The sequence below is a fragment of the Streptomyces griseoviridis genome (genome assembly GCF_005222485.1).
GTDB classification, from domain to species: Bacteria; Actinomycetota; Actinomycetes; order Streptomycetales; family Streptomycetaceae; genus Streptomyces; species Streptomyces hintoniae.
Window position 1 is genome coordinate 4738803 of the sequence record NZ_CP029078.1, and the last position, 22928, is coordinate 4761730.

At 73.3% G+C, this 22928-nt stretch carries 23 protein-coding genes; 15 read left to right on the forward strand and 8 right to left on the reverse strand.

Annotated elements, in window-relative coordinates; translation table 11 throughout:
- Nucleotides 1-101 precede the first annotated feature (101 nt).
- A complete protein-coding gene (locus tag DDJ31_RS20255) occupies nucleotides 102-815 on the forward strand; it encodes a GAF domain-containing protein (protein WP_346656277.1) in 714 nt (237 codons plus the stop codon).
- Nucleotides 816-1043: 228 nt separating this feature from the next.
- Here DDJ31_RS20255 and DDJ31_RS20260 read toward each other — a convergent pair whose 3' ends face one another.
- The gene (locus tag DDJ31_RS20260) at nucleotides 1044-1841 is read right to left on the reverse strand and encodes a hypothetical protein (protein WP_127178897.1); all 798 of its coding nucleotides are present in this window, start codon (nucleotides 1839-1841) and stop codon (nucleotides 1044-1046) included.
- Nucleotides 1842-2101: 260 nt separating this feature from the next.
- Between DDJ31_RS20260 and DDJ31_RS20265 the strand changes: the two genes are divergently transcribed.
- Nucleotides 2102-3088, forward strand: coding sequence for a nucleoside hydrolase (locus DDJ31_RS20265; RefSeq protein ID WP_127178896.1), 987 nt, complete (start codon nucleotides 2102-2104; stop codon nucleotides 3086-3088).
- 3 nt (nucleotides 3089-3091) lie between these two features.
- Here DDJ31_RS20265 and DDJ31_RS20270 read toward each other — a convergent pair whose 3' ends face one another.
- Nucleotides 3092-4123 carry an aldo/keto reductase gene (locus tag DDJ31_RS20270; RefSeq protein ID WP_127178895.1) on the reverse strand — a complete coding sequence of 344 codons (1032 nt, stop codon included), beginning with the start codon at nucleotides 4121-4123 and terminating at the stop codon, nucleotides 3092-3094.
- 218 nt (nucleotides 4124-4341) lie between these two features.
- Nucleotides 4342-5301 carry an LAETG motif-containing sortase-dependent surface protein gene (locus tag DDJ31_RS20275; protein ID WP_127178894.1) on the reverse strand — a complete coding sequence of 320 codons (960 nt, stop codon included), beginning with the start codon at nucleotides 5299-5301 and terminating at the stop codon, nucleotides 4342-4344.
- A gap of 388 nt (nucleotides 5302-5689) precedes the next feature.
- On the opposite strand from DDJ31_RS20275, the gene DDJ31_RS20280 reads away from it, so the two are divergent.
- The gene (locus tag DDJ31_RS20280) at nucleotides 5690-7345 is read left to right on the forward strand and encodes a glycoside hydrolase family 13 protein (protein ID WP_127178893.1); all 1656 of its coding nucleotides are present in this window, start codon (nucleotides 5690-5692) and stop codon (nucleotides 7343-7345) included.
- A gap of 6 nt (nucleotides 7346-7351) precedes the next feature.
- Here DDJ31_RS20280 and DDJ31_RS20285 read toward each other — a convergent pair whose 3' ends face one another.
- On the reverse strand, nucleotides 7352-8074 hold the full coding sequence (locus DDJ31_RS20285; RefSeq protein ID WP_127182691.1) for a DUF4142 domain-containing protein: 723 nt from the start codon (nucleotides 8072-8074) through the stop codon (nucleotides 7352-7354).
- Nucleotides 8075-8359: 285 nt separating this feature from the next.
- On the opposite strand from DDJ31_RS20285, the gene DDJ31_RS20290 reads away from it, so the two are divergent.
- Together DDJ31_RS20290 and DDJ31_RS20295 are read left to right on the forward strand one after the other, a co-directional pair.
- Nucleotides 8360-9064, forward strand: a complete 705-nt coding sequence (locus tag DDJ31_RS20290) for a DUF6445 family protein (protein WP_127178892.1) — start codon at nucleotides 8360-8362, stop codon at nucleotides 9062-9064.
- Between the two features lie 86 nt (nucleotides 9065-9150).
- Nucleotides 9151-10233, forward strand: a complete 1083-nt coding sequence (locus tag DDJ31_RS20295; protein ID WP_127178891.1) for an endonuclease/exonuclease/phosphatase family protein — start codon at nucleotides 9151-9153, stop codon at nucleotides 10231-10233.
- A gap of 73 nt (nucleotides 10234-10306) precedes the next feature.
- Here the strand turns inward: DDJ31_RS20295 and DDJ31_RS20300 are convergent, their stop codons facing one another.
- Nucleotides 10307-10678 (reverse strand): DUF6479 family protein, encoded by a 372-nt coding sequence (locus DDJ31_RS20300; protein WP_127178890.1) that lies wholly within the window; start codon nucleotides 10676-10678, stop codon nucleotides 10307-10309.
- Between the two features lie 142 nt (nucleotides 10679-10820).
- Here DDJ31_RS20300 and DDJ31_RS20305 point away from each other — a divergent pair, with 142 nt between their 5' ends.
- From DDJ31_RS20305 to lysA, 4 genes are all read left to right on the forward strand, one after another.
- Nucleotides 10821-11219, forward strand: a complete 399-nt coding sequence (locus tag DDJ31_RS20305) for a luciferase domain-containing protein (protein WP_127178889.1) — start codon at nucleotides 10821-10823, stop codon at nucleotides 11217-11219.
- 163 nt (nucleotides 11220-11382) lie between these two features.
- Nucleotides 11383-13335, forward strand: coding sequence for a YncE family protein (locus DDJ31_RS20310; RefSeq protein ID WP_127178888.1), 1953 nt, complete (start codon nucleotides 11383-11385; stop codon nucleotides 13333-13335).
- Between the two features lie 128 nt (nucleotides 13336-13463).
- Entirely contained in the window at nucleotides 13464-13841 is a 378-nt protein-coding gene (locus tag DDJ31_RS20315; protein WP_127178887.1) for an SAV_915 family protein, read from the forward strand.
- 21 nt (nucleotides 13842-13862) lie between these two features.
- Nucleotides 13863-15203, forward strand: coding sequence for a diaminopimelate decarboxylase (lysA, locus tag DDJ31_RS20320; RefSeq protein WP_127178886.1), 1341 nt, complete (start codon nucleotides 13863-13865; stop codon nucleotides 15201-15203).
- Nucleotides 15204-15298: 95 nt separating this feature from the next.
- Here the strand turns inward: lysA and DDJ31_RS20325 are convergent, their stop codons facing one another.
- Complete coding sequence (locus tag DDJ31_RS20325; RefSeq protein WP_206280676.1) at nucleotides 15299-15832, reverse strand: hypothetical protein; 534 nt, start codon at nucleotides 15830-15832, stop codon at nucleotides 15299-15301.
- A gap of 152 nt (nucleotides 15833-15984) precedes the next feature.
- Here DDJ31_RS20325 and DDJ31_RS20330 point away from each other — a divergent pair, with 152 nt between their 5' ends.
- From DDJ31_RS20330 to DDJ31_RS20355, 6 genes are all read left to right on the forward strand, one after another.
- On the forward strand, nucleotides 15985-16179 hold the full coding sequence (locus DDJ31_RS20330) for a hypothetical protein (protein WP_127178885.1): 195 nt from the start codon (nucleotides 15985-15987) through the stop codon (nucleotides 16177-16179).
- Entirely contained in the window at nucleotides 16176-16265 is a 90-nt protein-coding gene (gene kdpF, locus DDJ31_RS20335) for a K(+)-transporting ATPase subunit F (RefSeq protein ID WP_037690246.1), read from the forward strand. Before DDJ31_RS20330 ends, kdpF begins: the two co-directional genes overlap by 4 nt.
- A gap of 7 nt (nucleotides 16266-16272) precedes the next feature.
- Nucleotides 16273-17937 carry a potassium-transporting ATPase subunit KdpA gene (kdpA, locus tag DDJ31_RS20340; RefSeq protein ID WP_127178884.1) on the forward strand — a complete coding sequence of 555 codons (1665 nt, stop codon included), beginning with the start codon at nucleotides 16273-16275 and terminating at the stop codon, nucleotides 17935-17937.
- Complete coding sequence (kdpB, locus tag DDJ31_RS20345; RefSeq protein ID WP_171480861.1) at nucleotides 17934-20060, forward strand: potassium-transporting ATPase subunit KdpB; 2127 nt, start codon at nucleotides 17934-17936, stop codon at nucleotides 20058-20060. The genes kdpA and kdpB overlap by 4 nt, the downstream gene beginning before the upstream one ends.
- Before the next feature lie 5 nt (nucleotides 20061-20065).
- Entirely contained in the window at nucleotides 20066-20734 is a 669-nt protein-coding gene (locus tag DDJ31_RS20350) for a potassium-transporting ATPase subunit C (protein WP_127178883.1), read from the forward strand.
- 100 nt (nucleotides 20735-20834) lie between these two features.
- Nucleotides 20835-21518, forward strand: a complete 684-nt coding sequence (locus tag DDJ31_RS20355; protein ID WP_127178882.1) for a response regulator — start codon at nucleotides 20835-20837, stop codon at nucleotides 21516-21518.
- Nucleotides 21519-21745: 227 nt separating this feature from the next.
- Here DDJ31_RS20355 and DDJ31_RS20360 read toward each other — a convergent pair whose 3' ends face one another.
- A complete protein-coding gene (locus DDJ31_RS20360; protein ID WP_127178881.1) occupies nucleotides 21746-22303 on the reverse strand; it encodes a universal stress protein in 558 nt (185 codons plus the stop codon).
- A gap of 366 nt (nucleotides 22304-22669) precedes the next feature.
- Nucleotides 22670-22858 carry a hypothetical protein gene (locus tag DDJ31_RS20365; RefSeq protein WP_164784929.1) on the reverse strand — a complete coding sequence of 63 codons (189 nt, stop codon included), beginning with the start codon at nucleotides 22856-22858 and terminating at the stop codon, nucleotides 22670-22672.
- Nucleotides 22859-22928: the final 70 nt, after the last annotated feature.

Genomic DNA, 22928 nt, shown 5'->3' on the forward strand with positions numbered 1-22928 from the left:
CCGTACCGGACGCGGTGGTGGGGCGCCTGTTTCGGCCTCGGGGGCACGGGTACCCGCGTGCGGTCCGGCCGCCCCGAGCACCCGGTGAGGAGGCGGTGGCCGTGCGACCCAGGCACGACCATGGCGAACCCGGCGGCGGGAGGGATCCCGCCGCCGAGGCGATCGCCGGGTGGCTGTGGGGCGCCGCGCCCGCCGAGGTCCCCGAGCGGCTGTGCCTGGCGGCCGTCGGACTGCTGCCGGTGACCGGCGCGAGCGTGTCGCTGTACTCCCGCGGGCTGCCGGTACGCCTCGGCGCGAGCAGCCGGCAGGCCGCCCGGCTCGGCGACCTCCAGGCCACCCTGGGCGACGGCCCCTGCCACACCGCGGCCGCCACCCGCGGGACGGTCCTCGCCGACGATCTGACCCGCGCCCCTGACGCCGCCCGCTGGCCGGTCTTCGCCCAGCAGGCCGTCGACGCGGGCGTGCGGGCCGTCTTCGCGCTGCCGCTCGGGACGGCCGCGGTCTGCGTCGGCACCCTCGACCTCCACCGCGCCGAACCCGGCCGTCTCGACGCGGCCGAACTGCGCACCGCGCGGGTCCTGGCCCAGGTCACGACGGCGGCCCTGACCGGGCTCGCCCGCGACGGCGAGCCCTGGCCGGGCGGCACGCACGTCGAGATCCACCAGGCGACCGGCGTGGTCATGGCGCAGCTCGGCATCTCCGCCGCCCCGGCCCTGGCCAGGCTGCGCGCCCACGCCTTCGCCGAGGACCGCACGATCCTCGACCTGGCCCACGAGGTGATGCGCGGCCGGGTGCGGTTCGACGGGGAGGGGTGAGGGGCGAGCAGGGGCGGGAGCCGGTGAGCGGGCGGAAAGGCGGGCGGAAGAGGCGCCCTCGCGACCACGGGCGCGGGGCGCGGGCAGACGCCGTCACCGCGCCCGCTGTCGTCGTGTCTCGCGCCCGCTGTCGTCGTGTCTCGCGCGCCGGCTGGAACGCCCTGCCGGGCCCGCGCCCCCCCGCTCCCGCTCCCGCGCCCGCGCCCACTCCCGCCGCCCCGCCCGCTCTCAGATCTGCACCCGTCCCTGCTTGCGTACCTCCGCCAGCCGTTGGGCGCCCAGTTGGGCCACCGCGCCCGTCACGTCGGCGGAGACGTCGCCGAGGCCGCCGTCCGTGACGGTGATCGTGTCGTCGCCGACCCGGACCGCGGCGACGTCCAGGGTGAGGACCTGCGCGTCGTCCTGGCCGGCCGGTCCCGTCAGGGTGACGCGCAGGCCCTGGCGGGCGTCGCCGACGTCGGGCAGCTTCGCTTCGGTGACCTCGACGGTGTGGGTGGCGCCGCCCGCGCCCTTGGCGGTGAAGTGGCGGCACCTGCCGGGCAGCGCCTTCAGCCAGGCCAGTGTCCGGTCCACGTCGGCGCGGGGCAGCGCGAGCACCTGGTAGCGGAGCTGGGCCTCGTCCATGGAGTCGTCGAGGCCGATCACCGCGCGGGTGCCGGGCGCCGCGCCGAACAGGTCGTCCGTGTAGAGCGCGTCGAGCAGCCGCCGGCAGTCGGGCGCGTCGGCGGTGGCCTTCAGCATGCTGTCCCGCCAGGTCGCCGCGCCCTGGGTCGGCGTCCAGGGGTCGCCCAGGTCGGCCGGGGTGACGAGGGCGGCGTGCGCCTGCGCGTCGGTGAGGGCGCCCGCGGCCGGGGCGGCGGGCGCCGACGAGCGGGCCGAGGGCGCGGGCGAGGCGTGCGCGCGGCCCTCGCGCGCCGGTCCGCCCGCGGGCGGACCGGCGGAGCAGCCGGCCGTGGTCGGCAGCGCGGTCGCGGCCAGTACGGCGAGCGCGGCGGAGGAGAGAACGCGGGCCGGGGTTCGGGGCATCGGGGTCTCCTGGGAACCATGAGCGGCGACGACGGGACGGACGGCGACCGCGCGGCCGGTCCGGGTTCCCAAGGGATCACCGCGCCGGTGGCTCCACCACCGAGCCGACCCGTCCGGGTTACCCCGGCCCGTCCGGGTTGCCGGGAAGGCCCGCTCCCGCCCCCGCTCCCGCCCCCCGCTCACCCTCGCCCCCGTCCCCCGCGCACCCCGTAAGGTCGCCTTCAGCAGGGCCTTCCCGGGCCCGTGAGAGGAGTTCCGCCGTGCCGACCGGTCAGCCCATCCCGGTGATCATCGACTGCGACACCGGTGTCGACGATGCCCTGGCCCTGCTGTTCGCGGTCCGGCACCCCGGGATCGATCTGCGGGCCGTCACCTGTGTCGCCGGGAACACCGACGTCGACGGTGTCGTCCGCAACACCCTGACCGTCCTGGAGATCGCGGGCGCCGCTGACGTCCCGGTCGCGCGGGGGGCCGCGCGTCCGCTGATCGAGCCCGCCAGGTCGGCCCAGCACGTGCACGGCGCCGACGGCATGGGCGACCTCGGGCTGCCCGCGCCCACCCGGCGGCCCGCCGACGTCGACGCGGTGACGCTGCTGCGCCGCGAGATCCTCGCGTCCCCGCGCCCGGTGACGCTGGTGCCCACCGCGCCGCTCACCAACATCGCCCTGCTGCTGCGCACCCACCCGGAGGTGACGCGCAACATCGAGCGGATCGTCTTCATGGGCGGCGCGGTGGCCACCGGGAACGCCACCCCGGTCGCGGAGTTCAACGTGTGGCACGACCCGGAGGCGGCGGCCGTGCTGCTCACCGCGGGGGTGCCGATCACGATGTACGGGCTCGACGTGTTCGAGCGGGTCGTGGTGCCGGGTGAGCAGGTGCGGCGGCTGCGCGGGAGCGCGGAGCCGGGCGCGCGGCTCGCGGGGGCGCTCCTCTCGCACCGCCCGGCGGGACCTGGCACGGTCGCAAGCGCGGACCCCGCCCGCGACGCCGACCCGGCCGGCGGGATCGGGGACGCGGGCGCGGTCTGCGCGGTCGTCGACCCGGCGGGGATCACCACCCGCCTGCTGCCGGTCGAGGTCTCCCTCGCCCCGGGGCCCGCCCGCGGTCAGACCGTCGTCGACCGCCGCGCGCGTCCCGGCGAGGCCGAGATCCACGAGGGCACCCGCGAACAGGCCCTGGTGGACGTCGCCCTCGACGTGGACGTCGACCGGTTCGTGCGGCTCTACCTCGACACGGTCGCCGGGTAGGGCTCAGGCGGCCGAGCGGTCCGCCGACGGCCTGCGGCGCAGCGCGGGCTCGGTGATCGGCGGGGTGTCGTAGGCCATGTCGAGCCTGCTGACGTCGGTGCCGGGGGCGACGACCCCGTCGATGCGGTCGAGCGTCTCGTCGTCGAGGGTGAGGCCGGCGCCCGCGAGCAGGTCGTCGAGCTGCTCCATGGTGCGCGGGCCGATGAGCGCCGAGGTGACGCCCGGGTGGGCGACGGCGAACGCCATGGCGAGGTGGGTGAGGGACATCCCGGCCTCCTCGGCGATCGGGATCAGCTGTTCGACGGCGTCGAGCCTGGCCTCGTCGGAGAAGTGCCGGAAGCCGCGGGCGGCCCGGCGGCTGTCGGTCGGCAGGCCCTTGCGGAAGCGGCCGGTCAGCATGCCCTGGGCGAGCGGGCTCCAGACCAGGGTGCCCATGCCGTACCGCTCGCAGACGGGCAGCACCTCGCGCTCGACGGAGCGGTCGAGGATCGAGTACGGGGGCTGCTCGGTGCGGAACCGCTGGAGGCCGCGCCGCTCGGCCGTCCACTGCGCCTCGACGATCTCCGAGGCCGGGAAGGTCGAGGTGCCGATGGCCCGCACCTTGCCCGCGCGCACCAGGTCGGTGAGGGCGGAGAGGGTCTCCTCCACGTCGGTGTCGGGCGCGGGCCTGTGCAGTTGGTACAGGTCGACGTGGTCGGTGCCGAGCCTGCGCAGCGAGTCGTCGAGCGCCCGGACCAGCCAGCGCCGCGAGTTGCCGCGCTGGTTGGGGTCGTCGCCCATCGGCAGATGCGCCTTGGTGGCCAGGACGACGTGGTCGCGCCTGCCGCCCTTGAGCGCCTTGCCGACGATCTCCTCGGACTCGCCGCCCGAGTAGACGTCGGCGGTGTCGATGAAGTTGACGCCCGCGTCCAGCGCCTTGTGGATGATCCGGGCGCAGTCGTCGTGGTCGGTGTTGCCGAAGGCGCCGAACATCATCGCGCCCAGGCAGTAGGGGCTGACCTTGATTCCGGTGCGGCCCAGCGTGCGGTACTTCATGGCTCTCCTCGGGGACGGCGGCCCTCCGCGGGCGCCCCGGTCGCGGGGCGCGGGAGAACGGCCCGCCGAAAAACGGGACATCGTTCCGTTACGACGATACGGAACGACGTACCGTTTATCAAGCTCCTGCCGTGGCCGCCCGGCCACCCGCACCGGGACAGACGAACGCCCCGGAACGGGGGAGGTCCGGGGCGTTCGGTTCAGGGGTGACGGCTCGGTCAGGCGCGGGTCGCCCCGCGCCGCCGCTTCGACATCACGAGGAACGCGGCGCCGCCCGCGACCAGCACCGCGGCGCCCGCCGCGAGCAGGCCGGAGTTGCCGCCGCCACCGGTCTCGGCGAGGTCGCCACCGCCGCCGTTCGGCGTGGCCGCGGGGGCGGCCGACTCCTTCGGCGAGTCCGACGCCTCCGGGGTGGTGGACGGCGCGTCGCTCGGGCTCGGGGTGCCGGCCGACGGCGTCGAGGAGGCCGGCGGGGTGGACTCCGCGGCCGGCGTCGACGGCTCCTGCGAGGCGGGGGCAGACGGTGAAGGCGAGGCGGGCGGCTGGGACTCCTCGGCCGTCGTGCAGTCCTTCGTGCCGCCGTTCCAGGCCGCGATCAGCTTGTCCTTGATGACCGGGCGGTCCGGGCCCTTGGGCAGGTCGCCGTGGTGGAAGCCGTCCTTCGCGTCCTGCTCGCCGTCGAACTTCACGGCACCCCGGTACAGGTCGATCTGCGCGAAGCAGCCCGCGTCCGGCACCGCGATGTCGAGCGAGTCGGTCTGGCCCGACTTCACCGTCACGGTGTCGAAGTCGACGAAGACCTGCTCGCCCGAGGTGGCGAAGGAGGCGCCGTGCGCCAGGTAGGAGGCGAGCGAGGCGGTGCAGGTGGTGGCGTCGCCGGCGGCGCGCACCTTGATGTGCGCCTTGCCGTCGTCGGTGGGCTTCAGGTTCTGGTCGTCGACCCGCACGGAGTCGGAGAACCCGGCGCCGTCGAGCGAGAACTGGCAGCGGTCGGTCTCGGTGACCGTGCCCGCGCCGGAGCCGGGGCGGTAGCCGCCGCCGTGCTTCCAGCCGTCACCGCCGGGGGTTCCGTGGGCCCAGGCGCCGGAGGCGGAGGCGACGGTGGCGGCGCACAGGACGAGCGACGCGGCGCCCGTTCCCAGCAGACGGCGCGCGGTGACACGACTCACTTTGGACATGCGTTCCCCATGATGCGTGTGCGGAACCCCGGCGGCGGGCGGCGCGGGACGGCGCGCGGCGGCCGGCCGCGGGGGCGAATGGTCTCGGGAGCACCGGGCTCATCGGTCGGCTCATCGCTCACATGCGCCACAGTGCCTTCACATCCTGGATCGCCCGGAGACAGGTGTCAACCTGCGGTGACTGAAAGGGAGTTCAACAAGTCGACGCATTTCCGTCACATGGGGAACGGGTGGCTCCGGTCCGTGCCGGGTTCCGCGACGGACGATATGGACAGAGATCCCCTTACCGACTCCACCGCCGACCGCACCGACCGACCCGGCACCGAGTCCACCGCCGACCTCAGCACCGAGTCCACCGCCGAACGCTCGTCGCCGACAAGGGGAGCACGTGACCGACCCCAAGCCCGACCTCTCGTCCAAGGACCCCGACTGGTGGCGGCAGGCCGTCGTCTACCAGGTCTACCCGCGCAGCTTCGCCGACGCCGACGGCGACGGACTCGGTGACCTCAAGGGCGTCACCGAACGCCTCGGCCACCTGGCCGCGCTCGGCGTCGACGCCCTCTGGCTCAGCCCGTTCTACCCCTCCGAACTCGCCGACGGCGGCTACGACGTCGCCGACTACCGCGACGTCGACCCGCGCCTGGGCACCCTCGACGACTTCGACGCGCTGGCCGCCGAGGCGCACCGGCTCGGCCTCAAGGTGATCGTCGACCTGGTGCCCAACCACACCTCCCACCGGCACCCGTGGTTCCGCGAGGCCCTCGCCGCCGGGCCCGGGTCCGACGCCAGGAACCGCTACGTCTTCCGCGACGGACGCGGCACGGCAGGCGAACTCCCGCCCACCGACTGGCAGTCCGTGTTCGGCGGCAGCGCCTGGCGTCGGGTGCCCGACGGGCAGTGGTACCTGCATCTGTTCACCCCCGAACAGCCCGACCTCAACTGGGACCGCGAGGAGGTCCGCGACGACTTCCGCACCACCCTGCGGTTCTGGTCCGACCGGGGCGTGGACGGCTTCCGGGTGGACGTCGCCCACGCCCTCACCAAGGAGCTGGGCGAACCGCTGCGCGACCTCGGCGGCCCCGAGTCGAGCCATGAGAGCGCCCTGCTCACCCTCCCGCCCGGCACCCACCCCTTCTACGACCGCGACGAGGTGCACGCGATCTACCGCGACTGGCGGACGGTCTTCGACACCTACACCCCGCCCCGCATGGCCGTCGCCGAAGCCTGGGTGCCGGGCGCGCGGCGGGCCCTGTACGCCCGCCCCGACGAACTCGGCCAGGCCTTCAACTTCGAGTACCTCCAGGCGGGTTGGGACGCCACCGAACTGCGCGCCGTCATCACCGAGTCCCTGGAGACGGCCCGCGCCGCCGGGGCGTCGGCCACCTGGGTGCTCTCCAACCACGACGTCGTGCGGCACGCCTCCCGGCTGATGCTGCCGCCCGGCACCGACACCGGCGCCTGGCTGCTCTCCGACGGGCTTGAACCCCCCGTCGACCTGGCGGCCGGGCTGCGCAGGGCGCGCGCGGCGACCCTGCTGATGCTGGCGCTGCCCGGCTCCTCGTACCTCTACCAGGGCGAGGAACTCGGCCTGCCCGAGGTCGCCGACCTGCCGCGGGAGGCGCTCCAGGACCCGGTGTGGGAGCAGACGGGCCGCACCTCCAAGGGGCGGGACGGCTGCCGGGTGCCGCTGCCGTGGACGCCGGAAGGACCCTCGTACGGCTTCGGCGCCGGCGGTGCCTGGCTGCCGCAGCCCGCCTGGTTCGGGCGGTACGCGGTCGCCGCGCAGGACGGCGCCGAGGGCTCCACCCTGGAGCTGTACCGGGCCGCCCTGAAGCTGCGCCGCAAGCTGCTCCAGGGCGAGTCGCTGACCTGGGCGCCCGACGCCCCGGACGGAGTGCTGCACTTCGCCCGCACGGACGGCTGGCGGTGCGTCGCCAACCTGTCCGCGAGGGACGTGCGACTCCCCACGGGCGAGGTGCTGTTGAGCAGCGCCCCGGTGGCGGACGGCAGGCTGGGCCCGGACACCGCGGTCTGGCTGGCCTGACCGGGCCTATCCGACGGTCGGGCCGGGGTTCGCGTTCACCGCGCCGCTGATGTCGACGGGGGTGGAGGTGGCGGTCGGCGGCGGGGTGAGGACCACCTCGGGCTGACCGGCGGACGGGGGCGGCGGCGTCAGGTCGCTCTTGGGCAGCTTGGGCGGGGTGGTCTGGGTGAACAGCGCGGTGTCGAAGTCGACCAGGCCGGTCTTCTCCATCACCGTGATGTGGTCGAGGACCGTGTTGTTGGCCTGGTCGGCGAGCGCCCGCACCAGGCTGTTCTTGGTCGTGGAGCGGACCTTCGCGATGGTGTTGAAGATCGAACCGTGGGTGATGCGCAGGATGTTGGCGAAGTCGCTGTCGAACTTCTCGCCGCTCTCCGCGTTCAGCGTGTTCACGAAGCCGATCTGCTGCGGGCTGGCCACGTTGGGCAGCGTGATGTTGAGCATCGGGGCGATCTTGCGGCAGGTGGTGTCGAGCGCCGCGTGCCCGTCGATGAGGTGCTCGGACGCGGTGAGCACCGCCTTGCTCGTGCCCTTCTTCAGGCCGATCTGCCCGACCGGGTACTCCCACAGCCCCGCCGCCCGCACCTTGACCACGAAGTCCCGGTCGAGCTCGGTCAGCGGCCCCCACTGGGTGGTGGCGATGACCCGGTCCTGCGCGGTCGTCACGTTGCTCACGCCCAGCATCGACGGGTAGGCGAGAGCGGCGAGGGTCAAGGTCAGGGCGCCACCCACGAAGAGAGTTCCCACCGCGTTCCGCGAAAAGCGCACCGTGCCTCCTGCCCGATCGTGGACCCCGCCGGCGTGCGGCAAGGGGCGAACGCAGGGGAGTACGGATCAGAGGCCGCCACGACTCTGTCGTTTCGGCAAAATCCCCGGGATGTGAGCCACGTCTCCCCGAACTCCCCCGCCGGCCACCTCACCTGGCCGGTCCCGTTGGCGCAGTGTTGACCAACTCGCGGGCGATTCAAGACGCGTTGGCGGGAGAGTCGTTAGAGGGACCCGACCTAGATTCGGCTCATGCCCCCACACCTGCCGCAGCGGCACCCCGGGTCGACGGCGCGCGCGGCCCTGCCGGTGCTGCCCTACCGCAAGCCCACCAGGGGACGCGACTACTGGGTCCTCGACGACGTCCTGCCCGACGCGGACGCCGTGCGGGAGCGCTGCCTCGCCAGGGACGACTGGGTCGAGGGCCACCCGTACACCGCGGAGAGCTGGCCGGGACTGCGCACCATGCCCGGCCTCGACGCCGGTGAACTCGCCCGCGTGGAGCGGCTGGTGCGCGCGGCGACCGGAGCGGAGAGGCTGTGGGTGCAGCGGGCGCCGGGCGGCGGCACCCTCAACCACAACTGCGTCCAGGTGGTCGGCGCGGGCGAGAGCGAGCCGCGCCCGCACACCGACTCGCGCGCCCTGTGCCGGTACGCGGCCGTGCTGTACCTCAATCCGGCGGTGCCGAAGGACTGCGGCACCAGCTTCTACCGCCAGTCCATGCCGGGCGGCCGGCTCGGCGGCAACACCGTGCGGGCACCGCACCACAATCTCGTCGAGGCGCTCGGCACCCGGTTCGTCGCCCCCGACGCCTTCGAGGAGGACGTGCGCGTCCCGCACCGCCACAACCGGCTGCTCCTCTACCACGCCAACCTCGTGCACAGCGCGACCGGTTACTGCGGCAGCACGATGGAGGACAAGAGGATGACGGCGGTGTTCTTCTGGATGGCGGGGTGAACGGGGCTCCTCCGGACGGCGGTTGAACCGGCCGCCCGGCGCAGCCGTCCTCTCCCCGGACGGGACCGACCGGAGGGAACAGCGGCATGGCGGAGCGGACACCGCGCGACGACACGGGCACCGACACCGACACCGACGCGGGCACAGGCACCGACGCCGCGACCGGAGCCGGGGCCGGTGACCGTGTCGGGGGCGGGCCCGACGGCGGCCCCGAGGCGCCGCGGTGGCGTCCGGCCGGTCCGCTCTCCTGGCGGCGCGGCCGGGTGCTCGCCGCGCTCGCGGTGCTGACGGCGGCCCTGCTGGCGTTCCACCGGCAGGTCCCGCAGACCCCCGGCAGGCTCGGCAGCCTGCTGGAGTCGTTCCTGCCCTGGCTCGGGGCGCCGGTGCTGCTCCTGCTCGCCCTGGCCCTGCTGCGCCGGGCGCCCCTGGCGCTGGCCGCCCTGGTCCTGCCGACGGCGGCCTGGGCGTACGTCTTCGGCGCCCTGCTGCTGCCTGGCTCCGCGCCCGGCGCGCGCGACCTGGTCGTGGCGCAGCACAACGTCAGCGACGAGAACACCGACCCGCAGGCCACCGCCCGCGTGCTGGCCGCCGCCGACCCGGACCTGATCGCCCTGGAGGAACTGGTCCCGCCGGCGCTCGCGGCCTACGAGCAGACCCTCGCGCCCGACTATCCGTACCACGAGGTCCGCGGCACCGTCGGCCTCTGGTCGAAGCACCCGCTCTCCGGCACCCGGCAACCGGACATCAGGCCGAGGGGGTTCGGGGACGACTGGAGCCGCGCCCTGCGCACGGTCGTCCGCACGCCCCGCGGTGACGTCGCCGTGTACGTCGCGCACCTGCCGTCGGTCAGGGTCTTTCCGCGCGGCCTCGCGTCGGCCGGCCGCGACGAGAGCGCCGTCCTGCTGGGGAGGGCGGTGGCCGCCGAGCCGGTGCGGCGGGTGATCCTGCTGGGCGACCTCAACGGCACCGTCGACGACCGCGGCCTGGCCCCGCTGACCTCGCGCCTGAACACCCCGGAACGCGGCTTCGCCCTCAGCTTCCCGAGGGCCTTCCCGCTGGTCCGCGTCGACCAGGTGATGGCCCGCGCGGCGAGAGTGCCCCGTATCGGCACCCTCCCGGGCACGAGTGGCGACCATCTGCCGGTGCTGGCCAGGGTCAGCCTGGGCTGAGCCAGGACTCGCCCGGCCGGGGCCGTGCCGCCGCCCGGGTCGGTGAGGCCGACCCGGGCGGCGGTGGTCCCGCTCAGCGCCGGCCCAGGCCGCCGCTGCCGAAGGAGCCGCTCGACCCGGGGAGCCAGCGTTTGCGCTTCTGGTCCTCGCCGGTCCTGCTGCCCGTGTGATGGATCTCGTGCGGGGTCAGCCGTTCCCGGCCCGTCGTGACGGGCATCTCGTCCGGCTCCCGCATCTCGCGGATCTCGTGGACCGCTCCGGTGTCGGGGAGGTGGGGCTGCTCGTCGGGGCGGGGACGCGGCGACTCCCGGTCCCGCACCCGCATGCCGAACTGCACGGCCCAGATCAGGGCTCCCACGATGATCAGGCCGCCGACCAACGCGGCGGTCACCTTGAGCCATCCGTTCGACCCGGCCGCCAGAAGTACATACGTCGCGGTACTCATGCACCTATTGTCCCGCAATATGACGGAATGTATATTCGAGGGCCCGGTGAACCCGCGTTCACCCGGCTCGCACCGGGTCTCCTCCGGGTTACGTATCGCTCAATCCCTGGTGGCCGGGCGGTGAGCGGCCCACCATGAGGGCATGACACCGGCCGAGACCGCCCTTCAGCAGCTGGAGACATGGCCCGACCTCAGCCGCTGTCCCGCCGCGTGCGGAACGGGCCTCGCGCTGCGCTCGGACCGGGACGAGATCGTCCACTTCCACTCCGCCCGGGACGTCGACCTGCACCTCACCGGCCAGGCCATCGCCCGCCTGCACCACGACATCGCCGGCTCGACGGCCCTGCGCATGGTCCCCGGCTCCCGCTGGGTCACCGTCCACCTCGACTGCGCCACCGACGTCGACCTGCTGCTCAGCCTGGTCAGCGTCGCCCTCAAGGCCCACCAGAGCGGGCCGGCGCCGCTCGGGCCCGTCGTCACGGCGATGTGCAACTTCCACCGGGTCACCGTGCTGCCGCGCGAGCACGGCGCCGACGTGTGAGCGACCGGTGAAAACGCGTTCACAACTGTCACAGCCATGACATAGGCTCCCGAACAGCAGCCGCGCCCCACGCGCCACCGTGAAAGAACGGTCGCGAGGGTGCCGCGCGGCGCTCTCAACCGCCCGGTTCCGTACCGGGTTTCCTCGTGGGGGTATCACACCTGTGCGTACGCGCAGCATCTCGGCCGCGACAGCGCTCGCGGTCCTCTTCGGCTCGGCGGCGCTGAGCGTCACCGTGGCCGGCACCGCGACGGCGGCCACCACCGCGTCGGTCGCCACACCCGGCGGGCTCGTCGCCAACGGCACCCTGAGGCGGGTGTACGTCGGCGACCGGTCGAGCGGCGCGATCACCGCCGCCGACTACGCCGGCACCGTCATCGGGTCGGTGCGCGGCATCGGCGGGGTCAGCGACCTCGCCCTCTCCGCCGACGGCGGCACCCTCTGGGCCGCGGCCTCGACCAGCCACGAGATCGTCGCGATCGACGCGGCCACCCTCGCCGTCACGGCCCGCTACCCCGTCGACACCGACACCGGACCGCGCCACCTCGCGGTCACCGCCGACCGGGTGTGGTTCACCTACGGCGCCCAGTGGGACGGCGACCTCGGCTCCGTCGACCCGGCCGCGGACCCCGCCACCGGCACCGGCCAGGTGACGCTGGGCCGCCTCTCGCAGGTGCACTCCACCATCTCGGGTCCCGGACTGCTCGACACCGACCCGGCGCGGCCCGGCGTGCTCGCCGTCGCCCAGACCGGCCTCTCCACCGACTCGATGGCCGTCCTCGACGTCACGGGCCCCGACCCGCGGCTCACCGCCTGGCACACCGGCGACTACAGCCTCAACTACGGCATCTCCGACATCGACCTGGTGCCCGGCGCCCAGGAAGTCCTGGTCGGCGGCTCGGCGCGGAACTCCTACGCGGACGGCGGCTTCAAGAAGGCCGGCGCCTACCCGGCGGGCCAGAGCGCCGACATCGGCCCCGGCGGCCTCGTCGCGCAGGTCGACGGCGGCACGATCGCGACCTACCGCGCCAACGCCGCCAAGCCGCTGCGCACCTGGAACAACGGCGTCGCCCACACCTCCGACCTGGCCTGGGCACCGGACGGCTCGCGGGTCTTCGCTCTGGTCGCGGGCGCGGGCGGCCGCTACACCCTGAAGGCGCTCACCGACCCGACGAAGAACAACCCGACCCTCACGGTCAACGCCCCGACGTCGGCGCCCCGCGCCAAGAAGCTCACCGTCACCGGCAAGCTCACCGCCACGGTCGCGCTGCCGGCCGGCGCGAAGCTGACCGTCACCCGCACCGACCTGGACAGCCCGAACGGCAAGGCGCTGCCCGCGGTCACCGTGAAGTCCGACGGCACCTACTCCTTCTCCGACACCCCGCCGGCCGGCGGCACCGTCACCTACACCGCGCGGTACGCGGGCGACAGCGCGCACACCGCGGTCAGCGCGAGCGACAAGGTCGCGGTCTCCCGGGCGAAGCCGACGCTGAGCCTGAACAACAACGGCAAGCTCTACGACTACAGCGCGGACGTGAAGTTCACCGCGCACCTCGGCACCACGTACAAGAACCGCACGGTCGAGATCTGGGCCAACCCCTTCGGCGCCGACAAGCCCAACAAACTCATCAAGAGCGCCAAGGTCAACTCCAGCGGCAACATCAGCGCGACCGTCGACATGACCCGCGACACCGACGTCACCGCCGTCTTCAAGGGCGACGCCCGCTACGCGCCCAGGACCGTCAAGTCCACCGCGTACGCCAGGGTGAAGGTCTCCACGGCCGTCTCCAGGCACTACAAGACGGCCAAGATCGGGTCGACGTCGTACTACTGGTTCCACAAGAAGACCGACCCGATGCTCACCACGAGCATGACCTACTACCCGGGCCGCCAGCAGCGGTTCGACCTCCAGGTCTACTACCAGGGCCAGTGGTACGCGCTGGACTCCGAGTACTTCCCGGTCGGCAGCAACGGCAAGTCCGCCGTCAGCCTGGAGGCCCCGGGCGAGTCCGGCATCCGGGTCAGGATGCGCTCCGCCTACCTCAACGGCGGCTCGGGCGACACCGTCAACTCGACGACGTACGGCTCCTGGAAGTACCTGTACTTCTCCAACTGACCCGTCAGCGCGGCGTCAGCGTCGGGGCCCCCGCCGTCAGCGTCGCGTCATGAACCGAGGGCAAGTACCCGCCTCCGGGCATAGCGTCCTGCGTGACCCACGAACCGACGCTTCCCGGAGGCACCTCCATGACCGCGACCCCGCACGACGAGGACCCCGACCCCGCTGAACAGGACCCGGCTCCGGCCGGACTCCTGTACGTGCCGGTCAGGCCGGGCCCCGCGGGCCTGGCGGCGCGGATGTTCCGCACCCCGCTCGGCCCGCGGACCGCCGTCGCCTTCACCTCCGCGCACCGGCTGACCGCGACGCTCGGCACGGGACAGCCCTGGATCAGGCTCGCGGAACCGGCCCTGCGGAGGCTCACCGCACCGCTCGGCGTGGCCCGCCTCACCGTCGACCCCACCCTCTGCGCACCCGCTCCCGCCCCGACACCGCCGTCCCCTCCGCGGGCGGCGCCGCTCAAGGACCCGGCCGCCGTGACCGCGACCGCCGCCCCGGTCGGCTGAGCACGGAACGGGAGACCAGCGATGACCACCCTGCCCAGGCCCGCGCACCCCGCCCCCGCCGCACCCCCCGACCTGACGGTCTGGCCCGCCTCCACCGAGGAACCCCGGCCGGGCTCCCTCACCGTCGCCGGAGTGCCGCTCCAGGAGATCGCCGAACGCTTCGGCACCCCCGCCTACGTCCTCGACGAGGACGAGGTCAGGACCCGCTGCCGCACCTACCTGAGCGCCTTCCCCGACACCGAGGTCCTCTACGCGGCCAAGGCGTTCCTGTGCCGCGCGATGATCCGCTGGATCGACGAGGAGGGCCTCGGCCTCGACGTCTGCTCGGCGGGCGAACTGGAACTCGCCGTCACCGGCGGCTTCCCGCCGCACCGGATCGTCCTGCACGGCAACGCCAAGTCGCCCCAGGACCTGGCCCTCGCCCTGCGGCTCGGCGTCGGCCGGATCGTCATCGACAGCCCCTCGGAGATCGCCAGGCTCGCCGCGGCCGTCGGACCCGCGGGACGGCAGCGGGTGATGGTCCGCGTGGTGCCGGGCGTCAGCGCGGGCGGCCACGACAAGATCCGCACCGGCACCGAGGACCAGAAGTTCGGCCTGTCGATCAGGGACGGCCACGCGCAGCACGCGATCACCCGCGTCCTCGGCCAGAAGCAGCTCGAACTGACCGGCCTGCACTGCCATGTGGGCTCCCAGATCACGGACGTCAGGCCGTACCTCGCGGCGGTCCGCCGGATGGTCGGCCTGATGGCGGCCGTGCACCGGCGGCACGGGGTCGTGCTGCCCGAACTCGACCTGGGCGGCGGCCACGGCATCGCCTACCGCCCCGGCGAACAGGCCCTGGACATCACGGAGTTGTCCCGCGCGGTGCGCGCCGAACTCGCCTCGGCGTGCGCGACGGCGGGCCTGCCGGTACCGCGCCTGATCATCGAACCGGGACGCGCGCTGGTCGGCCCCGCGGGCGTCGCGCTCTACCACGTGCTGGCCGTGAAGCACACCGGCGACCGCGTCTTCGTGGCCGTCGACGGCGGCATGAGCGACAACCCGCGCCCGGCCCTGTACGGCGTCCGCTACGCGCCCCGCCTGATCGGCCGGGCCACCGAGGCGCCCGCGGCCAGGATGACCGTGGTGGGCCGGCACTGCGAGGCGGGCGACATCCTCTCCCCCGACGCCACTCTCCCCTCGGACCTGCGGCCGGGCGACCTCCTCGCGGTGCCGGTGGCGGGCGCCTACCACCTGTCGATGGCGTCGGCGTACAACCTGGTGGGCCGGCCCCCGGTGGTGGCGGTGCGCGAGGGCAGGGCCCGCCTGCTGGTCAGACGGGAGTCCCTGGCGGACCTCACCGCGCGGGACGTGGGAGTGTGACGGACCCGCGGGTGTGAGCGCGGGGTGCGGCGAGGAGATGACGCCGCAGTCCGAGCGAGCGTGAGGTGACGCGGGCGTCCGCCGGGACGGCCGCGTCATCCGGCGCGGCGCCCGCCGTCGCGCGGGGCCGTGCCCACCAGCTCCGACGCCCGCTCCACCCCTCTGACCGCCTCCCCGTCCATCTCCTCGGACAGGCGTTCGATTATCTGTTCGCCCTCGACCAAGGTGCCCGCGCGCACCGACCGGTGCACCCCGGTCTCCAGCGCGTGCCAGAGGAACGGGGACGCCGTCAGGGCGCGCGGGTCCACCTGGACGTGGCGGCCGTCCACGTCGTGGAGCGTCAGCTGGGCCGAGACGCCGTCCTGCTGCCGTACCGACACCAGCGCGTCCGTGCGGACCGCGCGGACGCGGAGCCCGCAGCGCACCGTGAGCCGCCCCGGCGCCACCCTGATCCCTGGCGGCACCAGGACGGCCAGGAACACCGCCGCCAGGGCCGTCCACAGCAGGGCCCGCGGGACGGTCAGCGTGCCCGCGGCCCAGTCGGTCAGCAGGATCAGCGCCAGGAACAGCAGGGCGCAGCCCGCCCCGAACCCCGCCTGGCTCCGCCGACGGCGGTCACGGCATCGCACACCTTCGACGGTAGCCGCCCAGGCCCGTCCCGGCAGGGGCGCTGACGGGACCCTGACGCCCGGGGCGCGGTCGCTCGTTCGGCCGCACCGGGGGCCGTCGATCCGCACCGACCGGAATCGGCCCCCACCCCCGTAAGAGTCCCGTCAAGGCGGTGGCACGCGCCGTAAGAGAGGCGTCAACGGAGGGCGGGAGTGTTCGAACCCGGGTTTTCCTCGAACCGTCCGAGCCGTTCCCGTTCCCGAACCTCACCCAGGAGTCAGCGATGGCCGATCTGGCCTTCGTCCTCGTCACCCTCGCGGTCTTCGCGCTGGTGGCCCTCGTCGCCAAGGGGGTGACCAAGCTGTGACCGTCGAGAACATCGTCGGCCTGGTCGTGGCCGTCTCCCTGTTGGGTTACCTCGTCCTCGCCCTGATCTTCCCGGAGAGGTTCTGAACCGGACATGGGTCCCGTCCTCGCCGGAGTGCTCCAGCTGCTCGCTCTGACAGCGGCCCTCGCACTCGTCTACGTCCCCCTCGGCACCTACATGGCCAGGGTGTACACCTCCGACCGGCACTGGCGTGTCGAGAAGTGGATCTACAAGGGCATCGGTGCCGACCCCGACACCCAGATGCGCTGGCCCGCCTATCTGCGCGGGGTCCTCGGCTTCTCGCTCGTCGGCGTCCTCTTCCTCTACCTGCTCCAGCGGCTCCAGGGCGTGCTGCCCGGGTCGCTCGGGTTCTCCTCGATCGAGCCCGCGCAGGCGTTCAACACCGCCGCCTCCTTCGTGACGAACACCAACTGGCAGTCGTACGCGGGCGAGCAGGCCATGGGCCCGCTCGTGCAGACCGGCGGCCTCGCCGTGCAGAACTTCGTCTCCGCGGCCGTCGGCATGGCCGTCGCGGTGGCGCTGGTGCGCGGCTTCGCCCGCTCCCGCACCGGTGACCTCGGCAACTTCTGGGCCGACCTGGTGCGCGGCACCGTCCGGGTGCTGCTGCCGCTGGCGTTCGTCGCCGCGATCGTGCTGGTCGCCTGCGGGGTCCTGCAGAACTTCTCCGGCATCCACGAGGTCGGCCAGTTCCTCGGCGGCGGCCAGCAGTGGAACGGCGGCGCGGTCGCCTCCCAGGAGGCCATCAAGGAGCTGGGCACCAACGGCGGCGGCTACTTCAACGCCAACTCCGCCCACCCCTTCGAGAACCCGACGCCGTTCTCCAACCTGTTCGAGATCTTCCTGATCCTGGTCATCCCGTTCTCGCTGACCCGCACCTTCGGCGTGCTGGTCGGCTCGGTCCGCCAGGGCTGGGCGATCCTCGCCACGATGGCCACCATCTGGGTCGGCTTCGTCGCCCTGATGATGTGGACCGAGTTCGCCCACCACGAGGGCGCCCTGCGGATCGCGGGCGGCGCCCTCGAAGGCAAGGAACTGCGCTTCGGCGTCGGCGCCTCGTCGATCTTCGCGGTCTCCACGACCCTGACCTCGACCGGCGCCGTCGACTCCTTCCACTCCTCCTACACCGGCTTCGGCGGCGGCCTCACCATGCTGTCGATGATGCTCGGCGAGATCGCGCCTGGCGGCACCGGCTCCGGCCTCTACGGCATGCTGATGCTCGCGGTCATCGCGGTCTTCATCGCCGGTCTGATGGTCGGCCGCACCCCGGAGTACCTGGGCAAGAAGATCGGCTCCCGCGAGATCAAACTGGCCGCCGTCTACATCCTGATCACCCCCGCCCTCGTGCTGGTCTTCGCGGCCCTCTCGATGGCCCTGCCGACCCCGCCGCACTCGATCCTCAACCCGGGCGCGCACGGCTTCTCCGAGGTCCTGTACGCGTTCACGTCCGCGTCCAACAACAACGGCTCGGCCTTCGCGGGCCTCAACGCGAACACCGACTGGTACAACACGACGACCGCGCTCGCGATGCTCCTCGGCCGGTTCCTGCCGATGGTGTTCGTCCTCGCCCTGGCCGGCTCGCTCGCCCGGCAGCAGCCGGTCCCGGTCACCGCGGGCACCCTGCGCACCGACAAGCCCCTCTTCGCCGGACTGCTGCTCGGCGCCATCCTGATCATCGTCGGTCTGACGTACTTCCCGGCCCTGGCGCTCGGACCGCTGGCCGAGGGGCTGGCGTCATGACCGCCCGTAGCGAAAGCCGAGAGAGCGAGATGTCCACCCCCACCCGGGCCCCGCACAGCGACCTGCCCACCGGGCACCGGACGGCCGACAGCCGGGTCGGCGCCGGACTCTTCGACGTCAGGCAGCTCCTCGCCGCGCTGCCCGACGCCGTCCGCAAGCTCGACCCGCGGGTGATGGTCACCTCGCCCGTGATGTTCGTGGTGTGGGTGGGGTCCCTGCTGACCACCGTCTTCGCCTGCACCGACCCGGGCGACTGGTTCGGCTGGGCGATCAGCGCCTGGCTCTGGCTGACCGTCGTCTTCGCCAACCTCGCCGAGGCCGTCGCCGAGGGCCGCGGCAAGGCACAGGCCGAGACGCTGCGCAGGGCCAAGACGGACACCGTCGCGCGCCGCCTGACCGACGGCAGCGAGGAGCCGGTGCCCGGCACCGCGCTGCGCATCGGCGACCTGGTGGTCTGCGAGGCGGGCGACGTCATACCGGGCGACGGCGACGTCGTCGAGGGCGTCGCCTCCGTCGACGAGTCGGCGATCACCGGGGAGTCCGCGCCGGTCATCCGGGAGTCGGGCGGCGACCGCTCGGCCGTCACCGGCGGCACCAAGGTGCTCTCCGACCGGATCGTCGTCCGCATCACGACCAAGCCCGGCGAGACCTTCATCGACCGCATGATCAGCCTGGTCGAGGGCGCGGCCCGGCAGAAGACCCCCAACGAGATCGCCCTCAACATCCTGCTGGCCGCCCTCACCCTGGTCTTCCTGCTGGCCTGCGCCACGCTGCCGCCGTTCGCCGACTACGCGGGCACCCGGCTCACGATGGTGGTGCTGGTGGCCCTCCTGGTCTGCCTCATCCCGACCACCATCGGCGCCCTGCTCTCCGCCATCGGCATCGCCGGCATGGACCGGCTGGTGCAGCGCAACGTGCTCGCCATGTCCGGCCGCGCGGTCGAGGCCGCGGGCGACGTCTCCACGCTGCTCCTCGACAAGACCGGCACCATCACGCTCGGCAACCGGCAGGCCGCCGAGTTCGTGCCGGTGCGCGGCACCACCGAGGCCGAGGTCGCCGACGCCGCCCAGCTGTCGTCGCTGGCCGACGAGACCCCCGAGGGCCGCTCCATCGTCGTCCTCGCGAAGGACGGGTACGGGCTGCGCGAGCGGCACCAGGGCGAGATCGTCGGCGCCGAGTGGATCGCGTTCACCGCGCAGACCCGGATGTCGGGCGTCGACGTCGACGGACGCAGCATCCGCAAGGGCGCCGCGGGGTCCGTCGTCGCCTGGGTGCGCGAGCGCGGCGGCGAGATCGCCGACGACGCCGACGACGCCGTCACGGCCATCTCCGAGTCCGGCGGCACCCCGCTGCTGGTGGCCGTCGCCGACGAGCGCGGACCGCGCGTCCTGGGCGTCATCCACCTCAAGGACGTCGTCAAGGACGGCATGCGGGAGCGGTTCGCCGAGCTGCGCCGGATGGGCATCAGAACCGTCATGATCACCGGCGACAACCCGCGCACCGCGAAGGCCATCGCCGACGAGGCCGGCGTGGACGACTTCCTCGCCGAGGCCACCCCCGAGGACAAGATGGCCCTCATCAAGCGGGAGCAGGCGGGCGGCAAACTGGTCGCGATGACCGGCGACGGCACCAACGACGCCCCGGCGCTCGCCCAGGCCGACGTCGGCGTGGCGATGAACACGGGCACGTCGGCCGCGAAGGAGGCCGGCAACATGGTCGACCTCGACTCGAACCCGACCAAGCTCATCGAGATCGTCGAGATCGGCAAGCAACTCCTCATCACCCGGGGCGCGTTGACGACATTCTCGATCGCCAACGACGTCGCGAAGTACTTCGCGATCATCCCGGCGCTGTTCGCGGCGGTCTACCCGGGCCTCGACCGGCTGAACATCATGGCGCTCTCCTCGCCCGACTCCGCGATCCTCTCCGCCGTCATCTTCAACGCGCTGATCATCGTCGCGCTGGTGCCGCTCTCCCTGCGGGGCGTGCGGTACCGGCCGATGAGCGCCGACCGGATGCTCCGCCGCAACCTCGCGATCTACGGACTCGGCGGCCTGGTCGCCCCGTTCGTCGGCATCAAGATCATCGACCTGCTCATCTCCCTCATCCCCGGAATCGGCTGATCGCCATGAACAACTCGGTATCCCACACGGCCCGGTTGCTCGGCGCGGGACTGCGCGCCCTGCTCGTCCTGACCCTGCTGACCGGCGTCGCCTACCCGCTCGTCGTCACCGGCATCGCGCAGGCCGCGTTCAGCGGCAAGGCCAACGGCTCCCAGGTGAGCGCGGACGGCCGGGTCGTCGGCTCGTCCCTGATCGGGCAGTCCTACCGACTCCCGCTGGGCGAGGGCCGGCAGACACCCGAGGCGGACCTCAAGTGGTTCCAGGGCCGCCCCGCGAACGGCCTCGGCACCAACACCGTCAACACCCGGTACAAGCTGCTGCTGTCCGGCGCGACCAACCTCGCCGCCGACAACAAGGTCCTCATCGAGCAGGTCGAGGCCGCCAGGTCCGCCGTCATCAAGGACAATTCGGTGCCCGGCTACACCGTGCGGCCGGAGCAGGTCCCGGCCGACGCGGTCACCTCCTCCGGCTCCGGGCTCGACCCCGACATCTCCCCGCAGTACGCGGACCTCCAGGTCCACCGGGTCGCCGCGAAGAACGGCCTGCCGGTCGCGCGGGTGGCACACCTGGTCGAGGAGCACACCGAGGGCCGCACCCTCGGCTTCATGGGCGAGCCCCGGGTCAACGTCCTCGAACTCAACATCGCCCTCAAGGCGTTGGAGGCGAGCCACTGACGGGACACTGGGACGGACGGGGGGAGAAGGGACACCGCCGGCGCCCGCCGGAAGCCCCTCCCCCCTCCCATCGACGGGTGACGACACGAAAGGCACGCCCATGACCCGGGTGCTCGTGGTGGAGGACGACCCGCAACTCGTACGGGCCCTCGTGATCAACCTCCAGGCCCGCCAGTACGGTGTCGACTCGGCGCCCGACGGCGCCACCGCGCTCCGCCTCGCCGCCGACCGGCGGCCCGACGTCGTGCTCCTCGACCTCGGACTGCCCGACATGGACGGCGTCCGCGTCATCCGGGGGCTGCGCGGCTGGTCCCGGATGCCGATCCTGGTCCTCTCGGCCCGGCAGACGTCCGAGGAGAAGGTGGCCGCGCTCGACGCGGGCGCCGACGATTTCGTCACCAAGCCGTTCAGCATGAACGAACTCCTCGCCCGGCTGCGGGCCGCCGTCCGCCGCACCGAACAGCAGCCGGTGCCGCCCGCGACGACCCGGGTCGGGACGGCGGACTTCACCATCGACCTGCTGGCGAAGAAGCTGGTCCGCGACGGCCACGACGTACGCCTGACACCGACCGAGTGGCAGCTCCTGGAGATCCTCGTCACCCACCCGGGCAAGCTGGTCACCCAGCGGCAACTGCTCCAGGAGGTGTGGGGCGTCTCCCAGAGCGGCAAGACGAACTATCTGCGGGTGTACATGGCACAACTGCGCAGAAAACTGGAGAGGGACCCGTCGAGCCCGCGCTACCTGATCACGGAGGCAGGCATGGGCTACCGCTTCGAACCGTGACCCTGCCGGACCGCGGGTGCCGTACGGCGTGTGCCCTGCGGCCTGTACCGGCCTGTACCGGCCTGTACCGGCCTGTACCGGCCTGTACCGGCCTGTACCGGCCTGTACCGGCCTGTACCGGCCTGTACCGGCCTGTACCGGCCTGTACCGGCCTGTACCGGCCTGTACAGGCCTGCCCGCTGTGCCGGGGGCGCGGGGCTGTGCCGCCCGACCGCCGGGTCCCCGCCTCACCGGCCGTCGCTCAACTGCCGTATCTCCGAGCGGAGTCGGCGTCCGCCGCCCAGGCCGCGGATCGCGGTCATCTCGGCGGCCAGCGGTGACGGCGGGACCGCGAGGACCGGGCAGGTGGCGTGGGCCAGGCAGTAGCGGCTCACGGACGGCCCGCACATCCGGCGCAGCCGTCCCCGCCGCCCGGTGCCGATCACCAGCAAGTCGCTCTCGTCCGAGGCGAGTTCGACCAGCGCCCGGCCGGCCGAGCCACGGGAGGTGATCGCCGACAGCGGCACCCCCGGGCCCTCGGCGGCCGGGAACGCGTCCGCGAGGACGCCGAGCAGCCGCCCCTCGGCCAGGTCCCGCCACTCCCGCAGCAGCGACTCGGGCGCGGCCGACCGGCTCATCGGACCGTCGCCGCCCGGCGGCTCCCAGGCCAGCACCGCCCACAACTCCGCACGCCTGCACCGGGCCTCCTCGGCGGCGCGGGCCAGCGCGGTGAGCCCGCCCAGCGAGCCGCTCACCCCGACCACCACCCGGCGGGTCCCGGTGCCTTCCCCTCGCGCCCTGCCCATGCCCATGCCGCTCCCCACGTCACGGTTGCCGGGCCCGGCACACCTCCGACGGGCCCTCGCCCCATCAGACTCCCGTACGACGCCCCCGACCACCCCGCGCGCAGCTTTTTGCCGCCCTTCTGACAGCGCGGGACCGCGCGGCCACGCGATCCATCAACGTCCCGTCAGGACGGGGTGCATATGCCGTCGACGCGCTTAGGATCGTTCCCGAGCCCCGGCCGCCTCCCCGCGTACCGGGGCTCTGGCCATGGAAGGAACCCGGTCGGCGGGGCGCGGCCCCGCGCCGGTTTCCACCGGGAGCGACGCCCGCTCCGACGACGCACCAGCCACCACCGGAGCGGGCGCTCGCACCGCGGGGGAGCCCGGCTACCGCCGCAACGCCCGGTAGCGCCTCAGGAGTTCGGTGATGCGGGCCGGGTCGGCGGCGCCGTTCAGCTCGGTGAGGAGATCGTCCGGGCACAGCTCGTAGAGGTCGCCCCAGGTCCGTCGCCCCCGGTTGTCCCAGATGCGGTAGCCGCCCGGCACCCCGCGCGCCACGTAGCGTCGTCTGCTCACCGGCCGAACCCTACGCGGCTGCCGACGGCTGAGCCACGGGTTTCGACCGGAACCCCGCGAGAATTCCGCG